Annotated in this window: 13 protein-coding genes; 12 read left to right on the forward strand and 1 reads right to left on the reverse strand. The window is 73.8% G+C overall.

From position 1 onward, the window contains the following. From ACFVVU_RS26475 to ACFVVU_RS26505, 7 genes are read left to right on the forward strand one after another with little or no spacing between them, the layout of a single operon-like run. Entirely contained in the window at positions 1 to 1,275 is a 1,275-nt protein-coding gene (locus ACFVVU_RS26475) for an MFS transporter (RefSeq protein ID WP_387792601.1), read from the forward strand. Continuing rightward, the gene (locus ACFVVU_RS26480; protein WP_387792602.1) at positions 1,272 to 4,457 is read left to right on the forward strand and encodes an amino acid adenylation domain-containing protein; all 3,186 of its coding nucleotides are present in this window, start codon (positions 1,272 to 1,274) and stop codon (positions 4,455 to 4,457) included. Before ACFVVU_RS26475 ends, ACFVVU_RS26480 begins: the two co-directional genes overlap by 4 nt. Further along, positions 4,450 to 6,744, forward strand: coding sequence for a beta-ketoacyl synthase N-terminal-like domain-containing protein (locus ACFVVU_RS26485; RefSeq protein WP_387792604.1), 2,295 nt, complete (start codon positions 4,450 to 4,452; stop codon positions 6,742 to 6,744). The genes ACFVVU_RS26480 and ACFVVU_RS26485 overlap by 8 nt, the downstream gene beginning before the upstream one ends. Continuing rightward, positions 6,744 to 7,013: a phosphopantetheine-binding protein gene (locus ACFVVU_RS26490; protein WP_380684742.1), complete on the forward strand. Its 270-nt coding sequence runs from the start codon at positions 6,744 to 6,746 to the stop codon at positions 7,011 to 7,013. The genes ACFVVU_RS26485 and ACFVVU_RS26490 overlap by 1 nt, the downstream gene beginning before the upstream one ends. Further along, entirely contained in the window at positions 7,010 to 10,414 is a 3,405-nt protein-coding gene (locus ACFVVU_RS26495; protein WP_387792605.1) for an amino acid adenylation domain-containing protein, read from the forward strand. Before ACFVVU_RS26490 ends, ACFVVU_RS26495 begins: the two co-directional genes overlap by 4 nt. Next, complete coding sequence (locus ACFVVU_RS26500) at positions 10,411 to 13,284, forward strand: type I polyketide synthase (protein ID WP_387792607.1); 2,874 nt, start codon at positions 10,411 to 10,413, stop codon at positions 13,282 to 13,284. Before ACFVVU_RS26495 ends, ACFVVU_RS26500 begins: the two co-directional genes overlap by 4 nt. Next, the gene (locus tag ACFVVU_RS26505) at positions 13,281 to 14,873 is read left to right on the forward strand and encodes an amino acid adenylation domain-containing protein (protein WP_387792609.1); all 1,593 of its coding nucleotides are present in this window, start codon (positions 13,281 to 13,283) and stop codon (positions 14,871 to 14,873) included. The genes ACFVVU_RS26500 and ACFVVU_RS26505 overlap by 4 nt, the downstream gene beginning before the upstream one ends. Positions 14,874 to 15,036: 163 nt before the next feature. Here the strand turns inward: ACFVVU_RS26505 and ACFVVU_RS26510 are convergent, their stop codons facing one another. Then, positions 15,037 to 15,801, reverse strand: coding sequence for a TetR/AcrR family transcriptional regulator (locus ACFVVU_RS26510; protein WP_387792611.1), 765 nt, complete (start codon positions 15,799 to 15,801; stop codon positions 15,037 to 15,039). Between the two features lie 187 nt (positions 15,802 to 15,988). Here ACFVVU_RS26510 and ACFVVU_RS26515 point away from each other — a divergent pair, with 187 nt between their 5' ends. The 5 genes from ACFVVU_RS26515 to ACFVVU_RS26535 all read left to right on the forward strand — a co-directional run bounded on the left by ACFVVU_RS26515 (position 15,989) and on the right by ACFVVU_RS26535 (position 22,689). Further along, complete coding sequence (locus ACFVVU_RS26515; protein ID WP_380684672.1) at positions 15,989 to 18,157, forward strand: MMPL family transporter; 2,169 nt, start codon at positions 15,989 to 15,991, stop codon at positions 18,155 to 18,157. 501 nt (positions 18,158 to 18,658) lie between these two features. Beyond that, positions 18,659 to 19,303, forward strand: coding sequence for a thermostable hemolysin (locus ACFVVU_RS26520; protein WP_387792613.1), 645 nt, complete (start codon positions 18,659 to 18,661; stop codon positions 19,301 to 19,303). After that, positions 19,296 to 20,891 (forward strand): AMP-binding protein, encoded by a 1,596-nt coding sequence (locus ACFVVU_RS26525; protein ID WP_380684670.1) that lies wholly within the window; start codon positions 19,296 to 19,298, stop codon positions 20,889 to 20,891. The genes ACFVVU_RS26520 and ACFVVU_RS26525 overlap by 8 nt, the downstream gene beginning before the upstream one ends. Beyond that, on the forward strand, positions 20,888 to 21,796 hold the full coding sequence (locus tag ACFVVU_RS26530; protein ID WP_380684669.1) for a TauD/TfdA family dioxygenase: 909 nt from the start codon (positions 20,888 to 20,890) through the stop codon (positions 21,794 to 21,796). Before ACFVVU_RS26525 ends, ACFVVU_RS26530 begins: the two co-directional genes overlap by 4 nt. After that, positions 21,793 to 22,689 carry a hypothetical protein gene (locus ACFVVU_RS26535; RefSeq protein ID WP_380684668.1) on the forward strand — a complete coding sequence of 299 codons (897 nt, stop codon included), beginning with the start codon at positions 21,793 to 21,795 and terminating at the stop codon, positions 22,687 to 22,689. Before ACFVVU_RS26530 ends, ACFVVU_RS26535 begins: the two co-directional genes overlap by 4 nt. Positions 22,690 to 22,811 lie beyond the last annotated feature (122 nt).

Raw genomic sequence — 22,811 nt, forward strand, 5'->3', positions numbered from 1 at the left:
GTGAGCGGGAACGACACGGTGCCCGCCGGCCGCCTCGCCCGGCTGATCCCCGCCGACCCGCTGCGCCGCCGCCTGCTGGCCATCCGCTTCGCCGGAGCCGCCGGCAAGGGCGTGTTCCTCAGCGGCAGCGTCGTCTACTTCACCCTGCACGTCGGACTGTCCGCCGGCCAGGTCGGCATCGGCCTGTCCGCGGCCGGCTTCGCGGGGCTGGTCTCCTCGGTGCTGTTCGGCATGATCGCCGACCGGGTGCCCAAGCGCACCCTGCTGTGCGCGCTGTTCGCGGCGGTCGCGGTCGGGTTCGGCCTGTACTCGGCGGTCTCCAACGCGGCGGAGTTCTACGTCCTGGTGGTCCTGATCGCCTTCCTCGACTACGGCACCGGCCCGACCGAGAGCGCCATGGTCGCCACGCTCATCCCGGACGGGGAGCGGGTCCGGCTGAACGCCATGATGCGTTCGATGCTCAACATCGGCTTCAGCGTCGGCATCGGGATCGCCGCGCTCGCCGCGCTCAGTTCGCGGCTGCTGGTGCTGATCCCGGTCGTCTCGGCCGTACTGCTCGGCGCCGCGGCCGCCCTGGCGACCGGGCTGCCGGCCGGCGCGCCCAGCCCCGCCGCCCGCCGCCCGCGCAGGTTCGGCGCGATCCGCGACCTGCGCTACCTGAGCGTCGTCGGACTGTCCGCGCTGCTCGCCTCGCACATCAGCCTGCTGATGGTGGTGCTGCCGCTGTGGACGATCAACCGGACCGAGGTGCGGCCCTTCCTGGTCCCGCTGCTGCTGGTGATCAACACCGGCTTCGTGATCCTCTTCCAGGTCCGGGCCAGCAAGGGCGCCGAGACCCTGGCCGGCGCCGCCGCCATCGGCCGCAGGGCCGGCCTGTGGATCGCGGCGGGCTGCCTCGCGGTGTCGCTGACCGCCGTCTGGCACCACACCGCGCTGGCGGTGGCCGCGATCGTCGCCGCCGTCCTGGCCCTGTCGGTGGCCGAGGTGATGCAGTCCGCCTCCGCCTGGGGCCTGGCCCTGGGCCTCGCCCCCAAACACGCCGAGGGCGAGTACCTGGGCACCTTCGACCTGCATGTGGCGAGCCAGAACGTGGCCGGCCCGGTGCTGCTCTCCGGCCTGGTCATCGCCCAGGGCTTCTGGGGCTGGGCGGCGGTCGCCGCGCTGGTGGGCGCCGCCGCGCTGCTGATCGGACCGGCCGCCCGGCGCAGCGCCAAGGCGATGGCCGGCCTCGCCGCCGTGCACGACACCGCCGTCGAGACGGAGGAACCGGTATGACCCGCACCGCACGCGCGTCCTTCGCCCAGGAGCGCTTCTACTTCCTCAACGAGCTCCAGCCGGGCAACCCCGCCTACGTGGTGGCGTTCGCCCTGCGCATGGAGGGCGAGCTCGACCGCGCGGCCCTGGGCGACGCGCTGCGCCGGGTGGCCGCCAAGCACGAGGTCCTGCGCACCGGGTTCGCTCTGCGGGACGGCGAGTTGGTCCAGCGCGTGATCGAGGACGCCGAGCCGGAGATCACCCTGCTGGACGGCGGCCCCGCCGAGCGCGCCGGGCAGGACGCCCAGCTGCGCGAGCTGGTGGCCGCCGAGGCCGCCCGCCCGTTCGACCTGGCCGGCGGCCGGGTGCTGCGCGCCCACCTCGTCTCCTGGGACCGGGAACGGCACGCGCTGGTGGTGCTGGTGCACCACATCGCCTGCGACGGCTGGGCGGTCGGCCTGCTGCTGGACGACCTGGCCGAGGAGTACAACACCGGCGCGGGCGCGCCGGCCGGCCCCAGCTACCTGGACTACGCCGAGGCGCAGCGAGCGCTCTGGTCGAAGCACACCCGCCGGCTCGAAAACTGGCGCCAACTACTCGCTGGTGCACCGCAGTTGACCCTGCACACGGATCATCCCCGACCCAGCGTGCTGAGCTTCGCCGGCGCGGTGCTGCGCCGCCCCCTCGCCCCGGAGCTGGTCGCCCGGCTCACCGCCTGGGCCAAGGAGCGCGGCACCACCCTGTTCGGCGTGACGCTCACGGCGTACGCCAAGCTGCTGGCCGGTTACGCCCGCCAGCAGGAGGTAGTGATCGGCGTCCCGGTGGCCAACCGGCTGGACGAGGCCGAGGAGCGGCTGGTCGGCTGCCTGGTCAACACCCTGCCGATCAGGGTCGACCTGTCCGGCGACCCGGACTTCGCCGAGCTGACCGCCCGCACCTGGCGCACCGCGCTGGCCGCGCTCGGCAACCAGGACGTGCCGTTCGAGCAGATCGTGCAGGCCGTCGGGGAGGAGCGGCAGCTCAGCCACGCCCCACTGTTCCAGACCATGCTGACGGTGCAGAACTTCAGCTTCACCGTGCCGGAGTTCGCCGCGCTGCGGACCACCGAGGTGGACGTCGAGATCGAGGCCGCCAAGTTCGACCTCGCACTGACCGTGGACGTCTCCACCCGGGCGCCGTTCCTGCGCGCCGAGTTCTCCACCGAACTGTTCGAACCGGTCACCGCCGAAAGGCTGTTGGAGCAGTACCACACCCTGCTGGCCGCGGTGGTCGGCGACGGCGAGCCCGGCCCGGTCTCCGCACAGGAGCACCACCTGCTCACCCTCGGGTGGAACCCGCCCGTTCCCGAGCGGCGCGCCGAACACCCCTCCGTGCTGGGCGCGTTCCGCGGCCATGCCGCCCGCACCCCGGACGCGGTGGCACTGGTGCACCGGGGCGACCGGGTGACGTACGGCGAGCTGGAGCGCTGGTCCGACCGGATCGCCGCCGGGCTGGCCGGCACCGGCCTCGCCCGCGGCGAGCGGGTGGGCCTGCTGCTGGGCCGCTCGCCGGCCGTGGTCGCCGCGATCCTCGGCGTGTGGAAGGCCGGCGGGGTGTACGTACCCCTCGACCCCGAGTACCCGAAGCAGCGGCTGGAGCTGATCCTGGCGAGCGCCGAGCCCGCCGTCCTGCTGGTCGAGCCGGACACCCTCGGCCCGGCCGGCGAGCTGGCCGGGCGGCGGACCCTGCTGGACGCCCGCACGCTGGACGGCCCGCGGCCCGCGCCCGAGGTCCTGCCCGACCCGGACGACCTCGCGTACCTCATCCACACCTCCGGCTCGACCGGCGTGCCCAAGGGCGTGATGGTCCGCCACCGCGGCCTCGACGCGCTCTGCGACCCGACCCCGGCCGGCCTGGAGACCGGCCCCGAGGACCGCTGGCTGGGCGCCCACTCCTTCTCCTTCGACGTCTCGGTCTGGGAGATGTGGGGCGCGCTCTCCTCCGGCGCCCGGCTGGTGATCGCCGACCAGGCCGACCTGGTCGACCCGCCGCGGCTGGCCCGGCTGGTGCACGCCGAGCAGGTGACGGTGCTCAGCCTCACCCCCGGCGCCCTGTACCGGGTGCTGCCGCCGTTCTTCGACACCCTCGGCCCGGGCAAGTCCCCGGTGCGGTACGTGGTGCTGGCGGGCGAGGCGCTCAGCTGGTCCCGGCTGGCCTCGCTGGTCGACCCGGAGCGGCTGGCCGCGGTCTTCGTCAACATGTACGGGATCACCGAGGGCACCATCCACGTGACCGTCGCCCAGGTCCCGGCCGCCGGGCTCGGCGAGGTGCGGGAGGGCGACATCGGCGTGCCGCTGCCCTCCGCCCGCTGCTACGTCCTGGACGCCCGCGGGCGCCCGACCGGGGTCAACGTGCCCGGCGAGCTGTACGTCGGCGGCGACCTGGTCGCCGCCGGGTACCTCGGCAGGCCCGAGCTGACCGCCGAGCGCTTCGGCCCCGACCCGTACGCCCCCGGCACCCTGTACCGGACCGGGGACCTCGCCAAGTGGGCACCCGACGGCCGGCTGGTCTACCTCGGCCGGGAGGACGACCAGGTCAAGGTCCGCGGCTACCGGGTCGAACTGGCCGACGTGGAAGCCGCGTTCCTGCGCCAACCCGGTGTGCGCTCCTGCGTGGCCACCGCCGAGGGCGACGAACTGCTCGCCTTCGTGGTCGCCGACCCCGGCGCCGGCGGCGAGCGCGAGCTGCGCGCCCTGGTCCGCGAGGAGCTGCCCGGCTACATGGTGCCCTCCCGGATCGTTCCGGTGGAGCGGATCCCGCTGAACGCCAACGGCAAGGTCGACACCCGCCGGCTGCTGGCCGAGCGCACCGCGCCGTCGCCCGCGCCCGCCCCGGTGCGGTCCGGCGACGACTCGCTGACCGAGCGGATCCGGGCGCTCTGGGCCGAGGTGCTGCGCCGGCCCGACCTGGAGCCCGGCGACAACTTCTTCGACGTGGGCGGGCACAGCTTCGCCCTGATCACGGTGCAGCAACGGATGGCGGAGATCGGCCTGGAGATCTCGGTGACCGACCTCTTCCGCTTCAGCACGGCGGCGGCCTGCGCCGCCCACTTCCGGCCGGAGGCGACCGCACCCGTCGTCGACCAACGGCTCGCACAGCGCCGGCAGGGCCGCGAACAGCTCGCCCGCCGGCGTCGACTGATGAGAGGGGACGAGCATGCCTGACGACCTGGGGCAGGACCGGATCGCCATCATCGGGATGGGGATCCGGCTACCCGGCGCCGGCCGGGACCTGGACCGCTTCTGGCACAACATCGAGCACGGCGTGGAGGCGATGAGCTTCTTCGACCGCGAGCAGCTGAGCAGCTGGGGCTACCCGGACGAGGTGATCGACCACCCGGACTTCGTCCCGGCCCGCTCGGTGCTGGACGACTACGACTGCTTCGACGGCCGGCTGTTCGGCTACTCCCCGCAGGACTGCGTCCTGATGGACCCGCAACAGCGGGTGCTGCTGGAGTGCGCCTGGAGCGCCCTGGAGCACGCCGGCTACCCACCGATCGCCCCGGACGGCAACCGGATCGCCGTGCACGTCGGCACCGGCCTGAACGTGTACCTGCTGGACATCCTGTGGCCCAACGCCCGCGCGGTGAAGTCCGCCGGCGGCCTGCAGATCCTGGTCTCCAGCGACAAGGACTTCGCCGCCACCCGGATCGCCTACAAGCTCAACCTGCAGGGCACCGCGTTCACCGTGCAGACCGCCTGCTCCACCTCGCTGGTCGCGGTCCACCTGGCGGTGCAGAGCCTGCTCACCCACGAGGCCGACATCGCGCTGGCCGGCGCCGCCTCGGTGGGGCCGCCCACCCGGCGGGGCCACTTCCACGAGCCCGGCGGGATCTTCTCCCCCGACGGCCGCTGCCGGACCTTCGACAGCCAGGCCCAGGGCACCGTGGACGCCGACGGCGGCGCCATCCTGGTGCTCAAGCGGCTGGAGGACGCGATCCGGGACAACGACACCGTGCACGCGGTGATCGCCGGCACCGCGGCCGTCAACGACGGCGCCCGCAAGGCGGGCTTCACCGCCCCCGGACCGGAGGGCCAGGCCACCGCGGTCCGCTCGGCGCTGGCCGTCGCCGGGCTCGAACCGGACTCCATCGGCCTGGTCGAGGCGCACGGCACCGGCACCGTCCTGGGCGACCCCATCGAGGTCTCCGCGCTGCGCACCGTCTTCGACACCGACCGCCCGGACCGGCAACCCGTCGCCCTCGGCGCGCTCAAGTCGATCATGGGCCACCTGGACACCGCGGCCGGCGTGGTCGGCGTGGTCAAGACCGTGCTCGCCCTGAAGAACCGCACCATCCCGCCGGTCGCCCGGTTCACCGAGGCCAATCCCGCGCTGGGGCTCGACAAGTCGGTGCTGTACGTGCCCACCGAGGCGCACGCGTGGCCGGCCATCGACGGCGTGCGCCGGGCCGGTGTCAGCTCCTTCGGCATCGGCGGCACCAACACCCACGTCGTGCTGGAGGAGGCCCCGCCCGTCCGCGGCGGCGGGCCGAGGCGCCGGGAGGGCAGCGAACTGCTGCTGGTCTCCGCCAAGACCGAGGAGGCCGCCACGCAGAGCCTCGCCCGGGTCAACGAGCACCTGGCCGGCGTTCCGGCCGCGGACCTGCCCGACCTCGGGTACACCCTGCGCACCGGCCGGGCCGAGCTGCCCTGGCGCGGCTGCCTGATCCGCACGCCCGACGAGGAGTTCAAACCACTGCGCCCGGTGCGCCGCGCCACCGCGCGGCAGGCCGAGCGCGGCGTCGGCTACTTCCTCACCGGCGGCGGACGCCTGCCCGGAAGCACGCACACCTACTACCTGGACCCGCACTTCCGGCAGATCGTCGACCGGGGCTACGCCGAACTGCGCACCGTGGACGGCGATCCGGACCTGGAGACCCGGGAGCTGGCCGGTCGCTTCGCTGTCGCCCAGGCCTGGATCGACGCGCTGCGGCGGCGCGGGGTGCGCCCGTCCGCCCTGGTCGGCCAGGGCGTCGGCGCCCTCGCCGCGGCCTGCGCCGCCGGTGTGCTGGACTTCACCGACGCGATCGGCCTGACGCTGGGCCGGCCCGCCGACGGCCTGCGCTGCGCCGCGCCGACCGTCCCGCTGTACACCCCGGACGGTACCCCGGTCGGTGCCGAGCAGGCCGTCGACCCCGGCTACTGGGCGGCCCGGCTGCACGAGGAGCACGACCGGAGCTTCGCCCCGCCCGCCACCGGACCGGACCCGGCCGCCTGGCTGGAGATCGGCACCCAGGTGCTGCCCCGTCTCGACGTCGAGCCGCCACCGCTGTCCAACGGCTACGACCAGCTGCTCGCCTCGGTCGGCCTGCTCTGGGAGATCGGCATCGGCGGCCCCTGGGACCCCGAACTGGACCGGGGCCTGCGCCGGGTCCCCGCCCCCGGCTACCCCTTCGCCCCCACCCGCCACTACCTCGACATCCCGCCCACGGCCAAGGAGAGGCACCTGTGATGAGCGAGCACCGGGACACCGCGTTGGCCACCGAGTTCGAACGGATCTGGATGGAGGTCCTGGGCGTGGACGCCGTCGACCGGGACGACGACTTCTTCGACCTCGGCGGACACTCGCTCAGCGCCCTGCGGCTGTCCATGCTGGCCCGCCAGGAGCTCGGCATCGCCGTCGAGCTCAACCACGTGCTGGAGAACCCGCGCTTCGGCGACCTGCTGGCCGTCGCGGAGAAGGTCGGGCCGGAGCGGGTGTCCGAAGGCGGCCGGGCATGACCCTGCAGGTCGGCCCGCTCGCCGAGTGGACGCCCCTGATCGCCCACCTCCTCGGCCTTCCGGCCGAGGAGGTGGCGGCCCGGTCGCCCCGGGAGTCCTTCACCGCCCTGGGCGGCACCTCGCTGCAGGCGATCGCGCTCACCGCGGGCGGCCAGCGCGCACTGGCCAAGGACGTCGAGGTCGCCCGGCTGCTCGGGGCGCTCCCGCTGGCCGAGGCACTGGCCGGGGCGACGGACTACGTCCGCACCGAGCCCGCGCCGCGCGAGCCGGCCGCCGAGGCGCTCGACCGGGAACTGCTGCCCGGCCAGAAGGCCATGCTGGCCGCCCATCTGGCCGGCCATGACCAGTCGTACCACCTGATGTTCACGCTGCAGCCGCCGGGCGGGCTGGACCCCGCCCGCACCGAGGCCGCCCTGCGCGCGCTCACCGCCCGGCACGAGTCGCTGCGCACCCTGTTCAGCGAACACGGCCGGGGCGCCCGCCGGAGCGTCCTGCCCCCCGAGCACGGCCCGCGGCTGCTGCACCAGCGCCTGCCCGCCGGCACGGACCCGGTCCGGGCCGTGCACGAGCTGTACGGGCGGCGCGCCGCCGAACTGCTGCGCCCCTTCGAGCAGCCGCCGGTGGTGTTCGTGCGCACCGACGCCGGGGACCGGACCCTGCTCACCGTGCTGCTGCACCACGCGCTGGCCGACGGCTGGAGCATCGGCGTGCTCTGGCGCGAGTTCGCCCGCCTCTACCAGGACGGACCCGGCGCGCTGCCCGCCGCCGCGCCGTCCCCCGAGTGGACCGCCACCCGGCTCGCCGCCAAGGACGCCGCCGGTGAGCTCACCGCCGCCACCGAGCGGGTGACCGCCCGGCTGGCCGGCGCCCCGCTGGTCGCCACCCTGCCCACCGACCGCCCCCGCGCGGAGGAGGCCGACGGACGCGGCGAACGACTGGTCTTCGCACTGGAGCCCGCCGTCGCCGAGGGCGTGGACGGGCTCGCCCGCCGCGCCCGGACCACCGTCACCGCCGTCCTGCTCGCCGCCTGGGCCCTGGCCGCCGCCCGCCGCGCCCGGACCTCGGACCTGCTGCTCGGCGTGGCCGCCGCCGGCCGGTCCGAGGCCGGCATGGCCGACCTCATCGGCCTGTGCACCCGGATCGTCCCGGTCCGCTGCCGGATCGACGACCGGCAGCCGGGCACCGCCTACGTGCGCGCCACCGCGGCCGCGCTCGCCGACGCCGTCAGCGACGCCGACCTGCCCTTCGCCCGGGTGGTCGACGCGCTCGCCGGCGAGGTCGACGCCGCCCGCAACCCGGTCGCCCAGCTCGGCTTCGCCGCCCACCACGACCTGGTCCCGGACCGCTTCGACACCGCCGAGGGCGAGTGGCGGGTGCACGAGGGCCACTGCCACGGCTCCGTCTTCGACGCCGTGCTGTTCGTCCAGGACTGGTCGCGGCGGCCCAGGCTGGCCCTGGAGTACGCGAGTTCGGCGCAGGACGCGGCCGACGCCGGCGAACTCGCCGAGTCCTTCCGGACCGTCCTCGCCGAACTCGCCGCCCGGCCGGACGCCCCGCTCGGCGAGGTCACCGGAATCTCCGACGGGCAGCTGCTCAGGCTCCACCAGCTCGGCGGGGGCGGCGAGTTCACCGGAGAGGACGACCTGTGGACCCGCTTCGAGCGGCAGGCCGAGCGGCAGCCCGACGCGGTGGCCGTCGACGATCCGCACGGCGGAACCGTTCTGACGTACCGCCAACTCCTCGACCGCGCCCTCGCCCAGGCCGACCGGCTGCGCGCCCTCGGCGTCCGACCCGGCGACCGGGTGGTGCTGGAGCTGCCCCGCTCGGCCGCCGAGGCCGTCGCCGTGCTCGGTGTCCTGAGCCTGCCCGCCACCTATGTCGCCGTCGACCCCGGCGTTCCCGCCGACCGCCGCACCCGCATCGCCGAGACCGTGGCCCCGACCGCCCGCATCGGCGGCGCCCCGGACGACCCGGCCCTCGCCGCCGTCCCCCGGTGCCCGCCGGCCGACCTCGCGGCGGACACCGCGCCCGCCCCGCCGCGGACCGGCGCACCGGCCGGGCCCGGCGCGGCCGCGTACATCTCCTTCACCTCCGGCACCACCGGCGAGCCCAAGGGCATCGTGGTCCCGCACCGGGCGGTGCTGCGGCTGGCCGACGACGGTCAGCTGTTCGCCCGCCCGGCCGGGGCCCGGATGCTGCGGCTCTCCCCGCTGGCGTTCGACGCCTCCACCCTGGAGCTGCTGGTACCGCTCGCCGCCGGCGGCACGGTGGTCGTGCACCCGCCCGGGGAGCCCACCCCCGGCGGCCTGGCCGACTTCCTCCCCGCCTCCCGCACCACCCACGCCTGGCTCACCTCCGGCCTGTTCCACCTGGTCGCCGACCACCGGCCGGAGGCCTTCGCGGGCCTGCGCCAGCTGTTCACCGGCGGCGGCGTGGTCTCGCCCGACCACGTCCGCCGGGTGCTGCGGCAGTGCGGCGGGCTGCGGATCACCAACGGCTACGGGCCGACCGAGAACACCACCTTCACCACCGTCTTCCACGCCGACGGCGCCCACGAGGTGCCCGACCCGTTCCCGATCGGCTCACCGGTGTTCGGCACCGGCGTGCGGATCACCGACGACGCCGGCCGCCCCGTACCGCCCGGCGCCGTCGGCGAACTGCGCACCACCGGCGCCGGCCTCGCCGACGGTTACCTCGGCGACCCGGAGCGCACCGCCGCGGCGTTCGTCGAACGCCCCGGTGAGCGCTCCGGCGAACGCGAGTACCGCACCGGCGACCTGGTCCGCTGGGGCGCCGACGGGCGGCTGCGCTTCCTCGGCCGCGCCGACCGGCAGGTGAAGATCGCCGGCCACCGGGTCGAACCGGTCGACGTGGAGCGCCGGATCCGCGAGCGGCCCGGCGTCCTGGACGCCGTGGTGTTCGTCGCCGCCGAGCGGCTGTGCGCGGCCGTCAAGGCGCCCGCCGACCTGCTCGCCGGGATCCGCGCCGCCGTCGAACCCGGGCTCGCCCCGTACGAGCGCCCGCAGCGCTGGCTCGCGGTGGACGCCTTCCCGCTGGACCGCAACGGCAAGGTCGACCTGCGCGCCCTCGGGGCGCTGTCCGCTCCCGCCGGCCCCTCCGCCCCGGCCACCGCCGCCGCCACCCCCTCCGCCGTCCTGGCCGGCGACCTGGAGGAGCTGATCTCCAAGGTCTGGGCCGGAGTGCTCGGCACCGATGACTTCGACACCGACGAGGGCTTCTTCGACGTCGGCGGCGACTCACTGGGCGTCGCCCTGGTCCGCCGCCGGCTCCAGGAGCAGCTGGGCGGCCGCCCGATCCCGCTGACCGACCTCTACCGCTTCCCCACCGTGCAGACCATGGCCGCACACCTGCGCGCGACGACCACGGGAGGACCCAGATGAGCCAGGAGATCGCCGTCGTCGGCATGGCCGGCCGGTTCCCCGGCGCCGCCGACCTGGACGAGTACTGGTCGAACCTGGTGGCCGGCCGGATCAGCGTCAGCCGGCTCGACCGCGCCGAGCTGCTCGCGGCCGGCGTCCCCGCCGAGCGGCTGGACGAGCCCGGCTACGTCCCGGTGCGCGGCACCCTCGCCGACCCGGAGCTGTTCGACTCCGCCTTCTTCGGCATCCCGCCGCGCGAGGCGGACCTGATGGACCCGCAGCACCGGCTGCTGCTGCAGACCGCCTGGCAGGCCCTGGAGTCCGGCGGCCTGATCACCGACGCTCCGCCGGGCCGGGTCGGCGTGTTCGCCGGCACCGGCTACAACTACTACCTCCAGCAGCACGTGCTCGCCGACCCGGCCGTGCTGGAGACGGACGGTCTGCTCTCCGTGGTGCTCGCCAACGAGAAGGACCACCTGGCGACCAGGATCGCGTACCGGCTGGGCCTCGGCGGCCCGGCGATCACCGTCCAGAGCGCCTGCTCCACCTCGCTGACCGCCGTCCACCTGGCCTGCCAGAGCCTGCGCACCGGCGACTGCGATCTCGCCCTGGCCGGCGGCGCCTACCTCGCGCTCCCCCAGCAGTCCGGCTACCAGTACGAGCCCAAGGGCATCATGTCGCCGGACGGCAGCTGCCGGCCGTTCGACGCCGGCGCCAACGGGACGGTGCCCGGCAGCGGCGTCGGCGTGGTCGCGCTCAAACGCGCCGAGGACGCCCGCCGGGACGGCGACCTGATCCACGCGCTGATCTCCGGCTCCGCGATCAACAACGACGGCGCCGCCAAGGTCGGTTACACGGCTCCCGGCGTGGCCGGCCAGGTCGACGTCCTGGCCCGCGCCTACGCCGGGGCCGGTGTCGACCCGGCGACCGTCGGCTACCTGGAGGCGCACGGCACCGCCACCGAGGTCGGCGACGCGATCGAACTCGCTGCCCTGCAGGAGGTGTTCAAGGCCGGCGGGGCCCGCTGCTCGCTCGGCTCGGTCAAGGCGAACATCGGGCACCTGTCGGCCGCCGCCGGGGTGGCCGGGCTGATCAAGGCCGTGCTCGCACTGCGCACCCGGCAGCTCCCGCCACTCGCCGGGGTGAGCCAACCGCGCGCCGAACTGCTTGACCCGGCAAGCCCGTTCACCGTGGACACGGTCGCCCGCGACTGGCCCGCCGTCCCCGGGACGCCCCGCCGTGCCGCCGTCAGTTCCTTCGGCCTCGGCGGCACCAACGTCCATGTGATCCTCACCGAGGCCCCGCCCGCCGCCGCACCGGCGCCCCCGGCCGAAGGCCCCGAGCTGCTGGTGCTCTCCGCCCGCGGCGACGACGCCCTGCGGACCGCCGCCGAACGACTCGCCGCACACCTGGACGCGCGGCCCGAGCTGCCGCTGCGCGACGCCGCCGCCACCGGCCGCGAACACCGCCGGCACTTCCCGCACCGCCTCGCCGTGGTCGCCGAGGACCCGGCCTCCGCCGCCCGGGCGCTGGCCGTCGCTCCCCGCCGCACCGCGCTGCGCCGACCCGAGGTGGTCCTGCTCTTCCCCGGCCAGGGCGCCGAGGCCCCCGGCATGGCCGCCTGGCCGTACCGCCGCTTCCCGGGGTTCGCCGCCGACCTCGACCGGGGCGCCGACCACGTCCACGGCCTGCTCGGCGTCGACCTGCGCGACCTGCTGCTCGGCAGCGACCCGGACGGACTGGTCCACCGCACCGACCTCACCCAGCCCGCCCTGGTCCTGCACGAGTACGCGCTCGGCCGGCTGCTGCTCTCCCTCGGGGTGAAGCCCGCCGCGCTGATCGGCCACTCGGTCGGCGAGTTCGCCGCCGCCGCGCTCGCCGGGGAACTCACCCCGGAGGAGATGCTGCGGCTGGTGGTCGAACGCGGGGCGCTGATGCAGCGCGCCCCCGAGGGCCGGATGCTCGTCGTCCTCTCCGACGAAGCGACGGTCCGCCGCCACCTCGCCGACCTCGACGAGCTGGACCTCGCCTCGCTCAACGCCCCCGAGGTGGTGGTGGTCTCCGGCCCCGTCGCCCCGATCGACCGACTGCGCGAACGGCTCGAAGCCGACGGCGTGCCGCACCGGCCGCTGCCCGCCCGCCGCGCCTTCCACTCCCGGATGATGGCCGACGCCGCCACCGCCCTCGGCACCGTCGCCGCGGGCGTCCCGGCCCGCCCCGCCACCGTCCCGGTGGTCAGCAGCGTCGACGGCGGCCTGCTGCCGGTGGGCGGCGTCCGCCGGGCCGGCTACTGGGCCGAGCAGCTGCGCAGCCCGGTCCGCTACCAGGCCGCGGTGGAGGCCGTCGCGGACCGCGCCCGGCTGGTGCTGGTCGAGGTCGGTCCCGGCACCGGACTGATCGGCAGCGCCCGGCAGATCCCCGCGGCCCGGCACACCGCCATGGTCGCCCTGCAGCCCCGGCGCGCCGACCTGCTCGGCGGCCTCGGGCAGCTCTGGGCGCACGGCGTCGACCTGGACTGGCCCGCCGTCCGGGCCGGCGCCCCCGCCCACCGGGCCGCCCTGCCCACCCACCCGTTCGCCGCCACCCGGCACTGGCTCGACGCCTCCCCCTCCCCCTCCCCCTCCCCCTCCGCCGCCGCCGCCGCCGCCGTCGCCTCCCCCGTCGCCTCCGTCGACGCACCGCTCGGCCGGGTCCTCGACATCTGGCGCACCCTGCTGGGCGTCCCCGACATCGGCGCCGACTCCGACTTCTTCGCCCTCGGCGGGGAGTCCCTGCTCTTCATCCGGATGATCTCCCAGGTCCAGCGCGCACTCGCCACCCCGATCGACATCGCCGCCCTCGCCGGGTCCCCGACCCCGCGCGCGATCGCCGCCCAGGCGGTGGCCGGATGAGCGACCGCACCGACCTGCCGACCCTGCTCGGCTTCAACCCCGACCCGACACCCGCCCCGCGCACCCCCGTCCACGAGGCGATCTGCCGGCGGGCCGCACGCACCCCCGACGCGATCGCCCTGCGGTACGGGGACGACACCCTCACCTACCGCCAACTCCTCGACGACGCCGCCGCCCTGGCCGGCCGGCTGATCGCCCGGGGCATCGGCCCCGGCGCTGTGGTCGGCCTCTCCGCCCGCCGCGGCCCCGACCTGGTCACCGCCGTCCTCGGCATCCTGCTCTCCGGCGCCGCGTACGTCCCGCTGGACCCGCAACACCCGCCGGCCCGGCTGCGCGCCATGCTGGACTCCACCCGGGCGGCGCTGCTCCTCACCGACGCCACCGCGCCACCTCTGCCGGACGGGCACCCGGTCCCGGTCCTCCCGCTGACCGGCGTACCGTCCGCCACCGCCCCCGCCCCGGCCCCCTTCGACTGGCAGCGCCACCGCGCGGAGCCCGCCGTCGTCGACGGCCTCTGCTGCGTCATCTTCACCTCCGGTTCCACCGGCGAGCCCAAGGGCGTCGAACTGACCCACGCCGCCCTCGCCAACCGGCTCGCCGGGATGCTCGACCGCCACCGCCTCGGCCCCGCCGACGTCCTCCTGCAGAAGACCCCGTACACCTTCGACGTCTCCCTCTGGGAACTCCTGCTCGCCTTCCTGGCGGGCGGCACCCTGGCCGTCGCACCGCCGGACGCCCACCGCGACCCGCAGGCCCTGGTCGAGCTGATCCAGCGGCACGGGGTCACCATGGTGCACTTCGTGCCGTCGATGCTCGGGCTGTTCGTCACCGAGCCCGGCGTCGAGCGCTGCACCACCCTCCGCACGGTGCTGTGCGGCGGCGAAGCCCTGCCGCCCGGGCTCGCCAACACCCTGACCGCCACCCTGCCGCAGGCCGCCGCGCACAACATGTACGGACCCGCCGAGGCCACCATCGACGTCACCGGCTGGGCCTGCCGCCCGCACGAGGACGGGGACCTGGTCCCGATCGGCCGCCCGCTCTCCAACGTCCGCGCCTACGTCGTCGACGAGTCCGGTGACCTCGCCCCCGTCGGCGTCCCCGGTGAACTCCTGCTCGCCGGCCCCTCCCTGGCCCGCGGCTACGCGGGCCGCCCGGACCTCACCGCCGAACGCTTCGTCGAACTGCCGATCGCCGGCCGCACCGAACGGGTCTACCGCACCGGGGACCTGGCCCGCTGGTCGCCCGACGGCCACCTCGACTACCTCGGCCGGATCGACACCCAGGTGAAGATCCGCGGCCAGCGCGTCGAACTCGGCGAGATCGAGGCCACCCTGCGCCGCCACCCCCGGGTCCGCAACGCGGTCGCGGTCCTCCGCGACGGCCGGACCCTGGTCGCGTACGCCGTCCCCGCCGACGGCGCCCCGGACCAGCTCGACGAGACCGCCCTGCGCGGTCACCTCGCCGACCACCTGCCCGAGCACATGGTGCCCTCCCGCATCGTCCCGCTCGCCGCGATCCCCACCACCGCCCACGGCAAGGCCGACCGCACCGCCCTCCCCCCGCCACCCCGCCGCCGCCCCCGCCCGTGACCACGCCCGCAACCACAGCGGGGCCCCGGCACCACCGGGGCCCCGCTGTCCGCCGTCCGCCGTGCGGTGCCCGTCGGGTTCAGCCTGCACGCCGGCCTGCCGCCGCAACCTGCCAGGACGACGGTCCGGACGGGGCCGAGGCCGCCGGCGGCTCGCGGGAACATCAGGCGGGAACGGTGACCACCCCGGCCTCGAACTCCGAGCCCGCACCGGCCGGAGCCGGGTGGAGCATGGCGAGGATCTCGCGCAGGGTGTGCTCGAACATCGGCTCCGGGTCGGACAGGGCGAAGGCCAGGTGGCCGAGGGCCTCCATGGAGACCATCCCGAACAGCCGGGCCCAGGCCTGGACGAAGACGCAGAGGACCTCCAGGGGAGGCTCCGCGCCCACGTGCTCGCGGACCTCCTCCAGCTGACTCAACCACTGCGGGTCGAGCGTGCCGGGGGCGGGCGTCGGGATCGTTCCCGCCCTCCAGAACTCCATCATCAGGCCGACGAAGACACCCCCGAAGCGCCAGCTGGCCTCATGACAGGGATCGCCGGGGCTGCAGTCCGCATCACTGACCGGCTTGCCGAAGATCAGGGTGAACTCGGCCTTGTGCCCGAGGATCCAGTCCCGCATGGCGCGGGAGGAGGCAAGGAACCGCCCCGCGGGCGTGGAGTCCTCGGACTGGTCCCTGGCCTGGATGAGATGGGCCGCCAGATCGTCGTAGAGGGTGGCCGTCAGGGCCTGCACGAGGTCACGGTGATGCCCGTAGTAGCGGTAGAGGCTCGGGGCGGTCATGCCCATCTCGCGGGCGATGGCCCGCAGCGACACGGCGTTCGGGCCCTCGTTCACCAGCAGCTTCCTCGCCGTGCGGAGGATCTCGGCCATGGTCTCCTCGCGCAACCGGGCCCTCCGGTCCTGCAGTGCGGCGCTCTGGGCGGTCATGTGGCTCCTGTTCTCCGGACGGGCACCGGCGCGTGCCCGCACTTGACAAGATTAACGCAGATAGCTTTAGCTAACGGCGTTTGCGAACACTGTTAACTGCGCTTTCCCGGCGCTGCGTTCAGTGCCGGGGGATGGGGGTGTCGTGTTTTCGCGCTGGGGGGACCTGGTCGTCCGGCGAAGGCGGCTCGTGCTCGTACTGGGCCTCGTCGTCGTCGCCGTGGGAGTGGTCTGGGGCGGGCAGGTCGGCAGTCGGCTGAGCGGCGGGGGCTGGGACACTCCCGGCAGCGAGTCGCAGCGGGCCGCGCAACGGATCGAGCAGCGGTTCCCGGGGGAACGCACCGACGTGATCGCGCTGTTCAGCGACCCGGGGCGCACCGTGCAGGACCCGGAGTTCCGTACGGCCGTCGAGGACTCGCTGCGCAGGCTGTCCGGCAGCGACGTGGCCGCGGTCCGCACGTTCTGGACGACGGGCTCGCCGGCGTTCGTCTCCCACGACCAGCACGCGACCTTCGCCTCGCTCCGGCTCAACGCCCCCGACGCCGACGGGGCGAAGGAGCTCTTCGGCCGGATCAAGGGCTCCTTCGCGGCGGAGGGCGTGACCCTCGGCCTGACCGGCCGTGCGGTGGTCTTCGACGATGTGAGCGCGCTGACCAAGGAGGACACGTCGCGCGCCGAGACGCTCTCCGCGCCGCTGCTGCTCCTCCTCCTGGTGCTGATCTTCGGGGGTCTCGCCGCCGCCTCCATGCCCCTGGTGATCGGGGCCGTGGCCGTGCTCGGGTCCTTCACGGTCCTGCGGATGCTGACCTGGGTCACCGACGTCTCGGTCTTCTCGCTGAACATCGTGACGATGCTGGGCCTCGGCCTGGCCATCGACTACGCGCTGTTCATGGTGGGCCGGTTCAAGGAGGAGCTGGACGCGGGGCGCGAGGTCGCCGCCGCCGTGCGCAACACCATGGCGACGGCCGGGCGGACCGTCGCCTTCTCCGGTGTCACCGTCGCCGTCTCGGTGGGCAGTCTGGTGATCTTCCCGCAGGGCTTCCTGCGGTCCATGGGCTACGGCGGCGTCGCGGCTGTCGCGATCGCCATGGCGGCGTCGCTGACCGTCCTTCCGGCGCTGCTCGCCGCCCTGGGGACACGGGTCAACGCGCTGCGGATCCCCCTGCCGGGCTCCGGCCGCGCCGGGGGGCGCTCCCACGCCGGCGAGCGCTCCCAGCAGGGCCGTTGGTACCGCGCCGCACGCGCGGTCATGGCGAAGCCGGTGCTGGTCGCCGTGCCGGTGGTCGCGCTCCTGCTCGCGGTCGGTCTCCCGCTGTTGCAGGCCAACTGGGGCGGCGTCACCGAGAAGGTGCTGCCCGAGGGCACCGGGAGCCGGGTGACGAGCGAGAAGCTCGACCGCGACTTCGCCCGCAACCTGACCTCGCCGATGTCCGTCGTGGTGACGCTGAACGGCGACCGGCCGGCCGACCGGCCGGAGTCCCGGGCGGAGCTGGCGGCGTTCGCCCAGCGGGTCGCCCAGGTCCCCGGTGTCGACGACGCGCGGGTGGTCTCCGCCGCGGGCTCCTCGGCCCTCGTCCGGGTCGGATACTCGCAGTACCCGATGAGCAAGGAGGCCCGGGGCCTGGTCACCGCGATCCGCGGTGTGCAGCCGCCGGCGGACTCCGCCACGCTGGTCGGTGGGACCAGCGCCGAACTCGTCGACCAGCTCGACAGTTTGGGATCCCACCTCCCGTGGATGGCGCTGACCGCCGCACTCGCCACGATGCTGCTGCTCTTCCTCGCCTTCGGCTCGGTCGTCCTGCCGGCGAAGGCGGTGCTGATGAACGCGCTGTCGCTGTTCGCCGCCTTCGGTGTCGTGGTCTGGGTGTTCCAGCAGGGGCACGGGGACTCCCTGCTCGGCTTCACCGCGACCGGGACGATCGACGCCAGCCAGCCGATCCTGATGCTCGCGGTGCTGTTCGGGCTGTCGATGGACTACGAGGTGTTCCTGCTCGCCCGGATGCGCGAGCAGTGGGACCGCACCGGGGACCCCGTCGAGGCCGTCGCCTCCGGCGTCCAGCGCAGTGCCCGCATCATCACCAGTGCCGCGCTGCTCCTCGTCGTGGTGGTCGCCGCCTTCTCCACCTCCGGCATCAGCTTCGTGAAGATGATCGGTGTCGGCATGGCGGTCGCGATCGTCCTCGACGTCACGATCGTGCGGCTGCTGCTGATGCCCGCCGTCCTGCGCCTGCTGGGGCGCGCCGCCTGGTGGGCCCCGGCCCCGATGGCCCGGTGGTGGCAGCGGCACGGCGTGCGCGAGAGCGAGGACGCGGAGCCCCCGTCCGCGTCCGTCGGCGAGCGCGTCCGCGCCGGCGTGTAGGCATCGGGGAAGCGGCGCGGCCAATCGTCCGAAAAAGGGCAATGGAGAAGGCACCCGACGGGGCTCGGGAAGTCAATTTTTCAACGGCTGCTGCGTGCACGGAGATCCACCCGTAAATCGCTTGGGACCTTCCGCTTGGTGCGGTATGGTTTCCTCATCGCCAGGGGGGGCGAGAGTGCAGACCCCAGGCGCGTCACGACATTTCCCTGGGGGGTGAGAAATGTTCGCGGAACCCATCGAATCCGCAGAGTTCCTGTCGCCGGCCACGCTGGCCCTGGGCCTCTTCGCCGCTTCCGCCGCACCGCGCGGGCCACGTGGGCCACGTGGGCCACTGGCCGGGTGGCCGGCGAATCAGCACGTCAACGCCACCGAGCACGGTCTCGACGACATCACTGTCGCCGCTCTCCAGTGATGGTCGGCGGCGGCTCACCCGGCAGCGACCCGGAGAGATCCTCGCTGCCGCATCAAGAAACGCGCACATCAACGGGGAGATAGAATCTCATGAGAATTCTTCTGTCTGAACGCGGATCAAAATGGTGGATGGAATCCGCCAAGCTCGTCCAGAAGGTCTATTCCGACAGCTTCGGCGCAAATGTCGAAGTGAACCCCGAATTCTTCCTCTCCTATCTGGAGAAGGATTCCGAGTCCGGTGCCGAAGAGGTTCTGGCCTGCACCGGGATCACCGTCGCCGGCGCCGACCCGCTCTTCCTGGAGACGTACCTGGACGTCCCGGTCGAGAGCCTGATCTCCTCGCACCGGCAGGTCCCGGTCAACCGTGGCGAGATCATCCAGCTGGGGTCCGTGGCCTCGGTCCGCGCCACGGCCGGAGCCGAACTCTTCAAGGCACTCGCCGTCGTCCTGTGGAGCCGGGGCTGCCGGTACGCCGTCATGACCTCGACGCAGCGCTCGCTGGCCCTCCAGCGCCGGCTCGGCATCATCTTCAACCCGGTCGGCGAGGCCGACCCGGGGCGCCTCGACCCGGAGGAGCTGAAGAACTGGGGGACCTTCTACGACCAGAAGCCCCTGGTCGTCTACGCGGTGATCGCCGACCAGACCTCGTCCTTCGTCAACGGCGTCGGCCGCTACCACTTCAACTCCATCGACATGAAGCTGATCCCGAGCCGCAGGGAGCTCGCCGGTGTCTGAGCCCCGCGCCTCCCTCATCGGCGGGCTGCTGGCCCGCGCCGAGAGCGACCGGACCATGGTGGAGGTGCTCTCCGCCACCGGCGGCGCCTCGCAGACCTGGACGTACCGTCAGATCATCGGGGCCGCACGGGAGCTCGCCGCCGAACTGTCCGCCCTGGCCGCCCGCATCGGTCGCGCCCCTCGGGTGGGCCTGCTGGCCGAGAACTCGGCCGAATGGGTCGTCGCCGACCTCGGGCTGCTCTTCTCCGGTGCGGTCGAGGTCCCCGTCCCGACCGCGTTCTCCGCGGAGCAGGCCGCCTCGCTGCTGGCCACGGCCGACGCCTGCCTGGTCGACGGGCGAGGCCGCGAACGGCTGGCGCAGTGGGGCGCGGAGAACGTGTTCACGCGGGACTGCCCGGTCCTCCCGGTCGACCTGCCGGAACTCCTGTCCGCCGCCGACCGCGGCGAGCGCGGGCCCGCCGCCCCGCCCTCCGAGGACGAGGACGCCGTCTTCAAGATCATCCACACCTCGGGGACCACCTCGGTCCCCAAGGGTGTGATGATCAGGCGTCACGGGGTCGAGTCGCTCCTGGCCTCGCTGGCCGCCCGCACGGACCCCCAGGTGTTCCACCGGTACCTGTCCATCGTGCCGCTCAGCCTGCTCGTGGAGCAGGTCACCGGTCTGTACATGCCCTTCCTGGCGGGCGGATCGGTGGCGTTCCTGCCGCCGGGCACCGCCCTGGTCGGCACCTCGGGCGACGCCGCGCCGCGCATGCTCGCGCTGCTGCGCTCGGCCCGGCCCACCGCCATGGTGGTCCCGCCGACGATGGCGGCCCTGCTGCTCGCCGTGTGCGACGCCCGACCCGACGAGAGCCTGGCGCAGCGACGCGAGCGGCTGTTCGGCCACCCGGACAGCGTCTTCATCGCCTGCGGGGGCGCCCCGGTGCCGCCGGAGGTGCTCGTCCGGCTGCAGGAGTACGGGCTCCCGCTCTACGAGGGCTACGGCCTGAGCGAGAACAGCTCGGTGGTGGCGTGGAACTTCCCCGGGAACGTACGCCCCGGCACCGTCGGCAAGCCGCTCGACCACGTCTCGGTACGCCTCGCCGAGGACGGCGAGCTGTACGTCCGCAGCAGTTCGCTGTTCGCCGGGTACACCGTCGAGGACCCGTCCAGCTGTGCGGTCGACGAGGACGGCTGGCTGCACACCGGCGACCTGGCGGAGATCGACGAGGACGGCTACATCCGGATCGTCGGCCGCAAGAAGAACATCATCATCACCGCCGGCGGCCGCAACATCTCGCCGGAGTGGGTCGAGGGCCAGTACCGGCAGCTCGGGTTCGTCCGGGAGGCCGTCGTCCTGGCGGACGGTCTGGACACCGTCCGGGGCCTGTTCGTCGTGGACGACGACGGCGACCACGACGAGATCCGTGACCGGATCGCCGCCTTCGGGCAGGAGCACCTGTCCGACGTCGAACGGGTCACCGAGATCCGTCTGATGCGGGAGTCCGACCCCCGCTACCTCACCTGCTTCACCGTCACCGGCCGCCCGAAGCGGCCGGCCGTCCGCGAGTTCCTGCTGCAGCAGGACCTGATCGAGGAGCACGCATGACCACCGCACTGCTGACCGCGCCCTACGGCCACGGCCGGGGCCTCGTGATCACGCCGGCCGGCCCCGGCTCGATCGCCGACATCGACCGGGACCACCTGCTGAAGCTGCTCGCCGAGTCCGGCTTCCTCCTGCTGCGCGGGTTCGGCGCCGACATGGAGTCGTTCACCGCACTGGTGAAGAACACCAGCGTCTCCACCACCATCGACCCGGCGCGGGACTTCTACTCGGAGGTCGCCCAGAAGGTCGACGCCGGGACGGGCCCGATCGGCCTGCACACCGAGAACGGCAACAACCCGTTCCGTTCCCACCTCGCCTGGTTCTTCTCCGAGAAGGCCGCCCGGGAGGGCTCGCAGACCACCGTCTGCGACGGCCACCGGGTGTGGGAGGCGCTCTCCGACGAGGCCAGGGCCGCCTTCTCGGCCCAGGACATCGTCTACTCCCGGTACGTCGGCGAGAAGCAGTGGCGGGCCATGGCCTTCCACATGCTCCAGCAGCGGGTGCCGCAGGAGGAGATCACCTTCGACCACCTCCTGAGCCTCGCGGCCGCCGCCCCGGGCACCGAGGTCGCCCTCCAGCAGGACGGCGGGATCACCTACGCGTTCCGCACGCCGGCCGCGGCGTCCACCCTGTTCGGCGACCGGATCGCCTTCGCGAACTCGATCCTCGGGCCCTCCACCAACTACGAGAAGCCCCGCATCACGTTCGCCGACGGCACCGAGTTCGCCCCCGCCCTGCTGGCGGAGGTGGAGGAGGTCACCGAGCGGCTCACCGAGAACCTCGAATGGCAGGACGGCGACGTCGCCCTCATCGACAACACCCGGGTGATGCACGGCCGTCGGGAGATCGTCGACACCGCCCGCACGATCTACAACGCGCTCAGCTACATCGAGGTGGAGGCCGCGTGACCGCCCAGGCGCTGGAGCGGGTCAACGAACTCGCCCACATCAACACCTTCCACCCCAACGCCCTCCCCTGGGAGAAGGCGCGGGGCGAGGCCGAACTGGCCTTCCTGTCCCGGGTCTGCTTCGCCGAGGAGGGCCACGAGCAGGCCGCCGTCGCCTACGCGGTCAAGGAGCTCGCCCAGCTCGCGGAGATCGAGCGGCACGTCTCGGCGGTCATGTCCATCGTGCTGTCCGAGGTCCAGGGCAAGGAGGACCCGTTCACCGAGGGGCGCGGCCTCCACGACGCGCTCTCCTGCTTCGCCTCGGAGGAGCTCAACCACGCCAACGCCTTCTACCGGTACGTGCGCGAGCTCGGCGGCACCGACTTCACCCTGCCCGACAACCTCTTCGCCGAGCGCCTCGCGCTGTTCCTGGGCGACGAGTCCCCGTACGTCAAGCTCGCGGCGCTCTGCTGCACGGCGTACATCGGCGAGTCGCTGATCACCGTCATCGAGCGCCGCACGCGGTCCCACGACCCGCAGATGCAGTACTTCCTGTCCAAGCTGCTCCACCTGCACAACCTGGACGAGGAACGTCACATCCGGACCGACCACTGGGTGATCGACCAGCTCATCCCGTCCTTCGACGCCGAGGAGCACGCGGCGATGCGACGCATCATCACCGCGACGGAGGAGCTGAACTTCCGCCTGGCCGGGCTGTTCGAGCAGCAGGCGAAGACGGTCTTCGGCCTGGACTACACCGAGGGCAACCTGATCCACGAGATGCAGACCCAGCTGGGGATCGCCTTCTCGAAGCACGCCCTGTCCGGGCCGATCACCAAGCTCGACGATGCGATCGACGAGGAGACGCGCGCCCTCCTGGAGAGGTTCAGCGGCGCCACCTCGATCCACGTCTGACAGAGCTCCACGGCTCCGGGGCCCGTGTCCCCCGACGGGTCCCGGAGCCGTGGCCCCACCCGCAAGACCCCGAAGACCCCTGAAGCCCGCTGCAGTCCTCTGCAGTCCCCTGAAGTCCGCTG

Source organism: Kitasatospora sp. NPDC057965, from assembly GCF_042887135.1.
GTDB lineage: Bacteria > Actinomycetota > Actinomycetes > Streptomycetales > Streptomycetaceae > Kitasatospora.

Bases quoted from the DNA above. Each gene is read 5' to 3' on its own strand.
- ACFVVU_RS26480 (WP_387792602.1), top strand. From the start codon at position 1,272: ATGACCCGCACCGCACGCGCGTCCTTCGCCCAGGAGCGCTTCTACTTC.
- ACFVVU_RS26485 (WP_387792604.1), top strand. From the start codon at position 4,450: ATGCCTGACGACCTGGGGCAGGACCGGATCGCCATCATCGGGATGGGG.
- ACFVVU_RS26490 (WP_380684742.1), top strand. From the start codon at position 6,744: ATGAGCGAGCACCGGGACACCGCGTTGGCCACCGAGTTCGAACGGATC.
- ACFVVU_RS26495 (WP_387792605.1), top strand. From the start codon at position 7,010: ATGACCCTGCAGGTCGGCCCGCTCGCCGAGTGGACGCCCCTGATCGCC.
- ACFVVU_RS26500 (WP_387792607.1), top strand. From the start codon at position 10,411: ATGAGCCAGGAGATCGCCGTCGTCGGCATGGCCGGCCGGTTCCCCGGC.
- ACFVVU_RS26505 (WP_387792609.1), top strand. From the start codon at position 13,281: ATGAGCGACCGCACCGACCTGCCGACCCTGCTCGGCTTCAACCCCGAC.
- ACFVVU_RS26510 (WP_387792611.1), bottom strand. From the start codon at position 15,801: ATGACCGCCCAGAGCGCCGCACTGCAGGACCGGAGGGCCCGGTTGCGC.
- ACFVVU_RS26520 (WP_387792613.1), top strand. From the start codon at position 18,659: ATGAGAATTCTTCTGTCTGAACGCGGATCAAAATGGTGGATGGAATCC.
- ACFVVU_RS26530 (WP_380684669.1), top strand. From the start codon at position 20,888: ATGACCACCGCACTGCTGACCGCGCCCTACGGCCACGGCCGGGGCCTC.